This window comes from Stieleria sp., from assembly GCF_041595215.1.
GTDB lineage: Bacteria > Planctomycetota > Planctomycetia > Pirellulales > Pirellulaceae > Stieleria > Stieleria magnilauensis.
This window is the reverse complement of sequence record NZ_JBFHKV010001186.1, coordinates 1-2,460: the sequence shown is the minus strand read 5'-3', so window position 1 is coordinate 2,460 and position 2,460 is coordinate 1. Positions and strand designations below refer to the sequence as shown.

The 2,460-nt window shown below is 57.7% G+C and carries 2 protein-coding genes; both read left to right on the top strand.

Annotated elements, in window-relative coordinates:
• A partial coding sequence (locus ABX749_RS29515) for a sulfatase-like hydrolase/transferase (RefSeq protein ID WP_372899195.1) occupies window positions 1-1,049 on the top strand: 1,049 nt, incomplete at its 5' end.
• Window positions 1,050-1,343: 294 nt separating this feature from the next.
• Window positions 1,344-2,303 carry a hypothetical protein gene (locus ABX749_RS29510; RefSeq protein WP_372899194.1) on the top strand — a complete coding sequence of 320 codons (960 nt, stop codon included), beginning with the start codon at window positions 1,344-1,346 and terminating at the stop codon, window positions 2,301-2,303.
• The last annotated feature ends 157 nt before the right edge of the window (window positions 2,304-2,460 follow it).

The window sequence follows — 2,460 nt, the reverse complement described above, 5'->3', positions numbered from 1 at the left end:
GGGCCGACTACAAGACCGCGATTTATGGCAAGTGGGATCTGGGCAGCTTGAAGCGGTTTCTGCCGACGTCGCGCGGGTTCGACGACTTTTACGGTTTCGTCAACACCGGAATCGATTACTACACCCACGAGCGATACGGCGTGCCAAGCATGTTCCGCAACGAATCGCCGACCGGTGAAGACAAGGGGACCTATTGCACCAACTTGTTCGAACGAGAAGCGTTGAGATTTTTGCGTCAATGGGCCGGTCAAGCACCGTTCTTTTTGTACGTGCCCTTCAACGCGCCGCACAATTCCTCGTCGCTGGATCCGGCGATTCGCAGTTCGGTTCAGGCCCCCGATGAGTTCAAGCAACTGTATCCGGAAGTTGACGTCGAGTATCGAACCACGAGCAAACACAAGTACGCGGACAACGCGACCGTGACGACTGCAGAAGCCCGTCAGCGTGATTACCGCGCGGCGGTCACCTGCATGGATGCGTCGATCGGCAAGCTGCTCGATGAACTGGAAACGAAGGGCTGTCTGGACAACACGATCGTGATCTTCTTTTCCGACAACGGGGGCTCGGGCGGCGCCGACAATTCCCCGTTGCGTGGCAAGAAAGCAACGATGTGGGAAGGCGGCGTTCGCGTTCCCTGTCTGGTTCGCTGGCCCGAGGGTGGCATTCCCGCCGGTGCGACCAACGACCAATTTTTGACCGCGTTGGAAATCTTCCCCAGTCTCGTCAAAGCGGCCGGCGCTGAAACACCCGCCGATGTCACCTTGGACGGGTTCGATTGGTGGCCGACGCTTCGCGGTGAACAGACATCACCTCGCCGAGAAATGTTCTGGAAACGCCGCGACCACCGAGCGGCGCGGATCGGAAACTGGAAATGGATTCAACTGGGCGACCAGGACAGCATGCTCTTTGACTTGCAAACCGACATCGGCGAATCGTCCGATCTCGCCAAGCAATCCCCCGAAGTCGCACGCGACATTCAAACCCGCTACCAACAGTGGCAAGCCGAGATGAACGCCTCCGACCCCCGCGGTCCCTTTCGTGATTTCTAGCACCGGGCATCACGGCCAACCTCGCCATCGCGACGCTCTCTTCTTTGAACCGCGTGCCTCATCGTGTCCGTCATTCGGGAAGGGCTTACGCCCAATACCGCTATATCGAAAAGGTTTTGACCAGCGCAGGGCCCGTAGGCTCGCGTCAAACGGCTGATAATCAGCCGAGCGACCGAAAAGTTTGCGATTCCATCGCTGGATCAGACAACATTCCGCAACTGGAGACGATCACAGAAGGGGGTGACGCTTCCGAAAACGTTCGTGCATGTTCAACACTCGACACGGAGAACGACAATGGCTCTGAATCGTTCGGCGGCGCTGGAATACGCCGCGAAATATTGGAACAAGCCGTGCAGCGACGGCTACTTCATGTTGAGCGACAAGGCGGTCCGGATCAGTCAAAAACGCAAGGAACTGAAGGCCCCGGAAAGTGACGGTTGGGAAGCACGCTTCGTTCCCGAGTTTTCCAGTGATGGTCACATGGTCGGTGAGTCTGCGGTTTTCCAGAAACCCAACGGTGACGAAATCTTGATCCACGGCTGGGACGGTTTGGCGGACTGTGCACACTACATCTGCCAGTGTCTCAAAACGGGCAACGTCAGCGTCCACGAGATGTCCGTGCCGAAACTCGTCAAAAAACTGCGGGCGCAATCGGACGTCAAGACGCTGGGGATGAAACTGTCCCGCACCGCCGCTCAGCAGATCATCGACCTGGGAGTGTTCAAGGGAGGCGACGTGATCGCTTACTTCAATATTGATCCCCAGGGCGACTACGGCGGAAAGGCGGATTACACCCACAGCACGCTGTTCCTGGGCACCGACTCCAGCGGCGTCGGCCGGATCGCTTGCCACACCATCTGCCGCCATCAGCACTTGCCCAAGAACGAGGAGTGGTGGCTGAAAGACGGTCGCTACGCGTACACGTTGATCCACTTCACCGCCGGCGACCGCGTGGCCAACGATGCCGACCATTTTCAAGGCTGGTGGAAGATCGAGTACTTCGGTCGCACGGAATATTATCGTTTCGATACATCCGGACGCGTGCGTTGGACCTCCAAAGTACCAAAAGCGGCATCAGATCGAATTGAATCCGGTGCGAAAAACCTCGGGCATTGGTTTCGCGAAACGCGGCAGTTGTTGATCGCTTGGCAAAGCACCGGAACGGCCGAACGATGGGCAGCGGTCGGCAAGCAGAACAAGTACGACATCAAGGTCAATCAACACAAGGGAACGGCAACGAAACTGTTCACGTAGACGTTCACGATGCGGGCGGGGTGATGGGGGCAAGACAATGGGGGCAAGACGATGGGAGGCAGAATGATGGGAGGCAGAATGATACGGGGCAGAATGATGGGTGCCGGATGATGGGTGCCGGATGATGGGTGCCGGATGATGGGTGCCGGATGATGGG

What these genes read in the sequence shown, in the direction of transcription:
- ABX749_RS29510 (WP_372899194.1), top strand. Translation starts at nt 1,344, where the DNA reads ATGGCTCTGAATCGTTCGGCGGCGCTGGAATACGCCGCGAAATATTGG.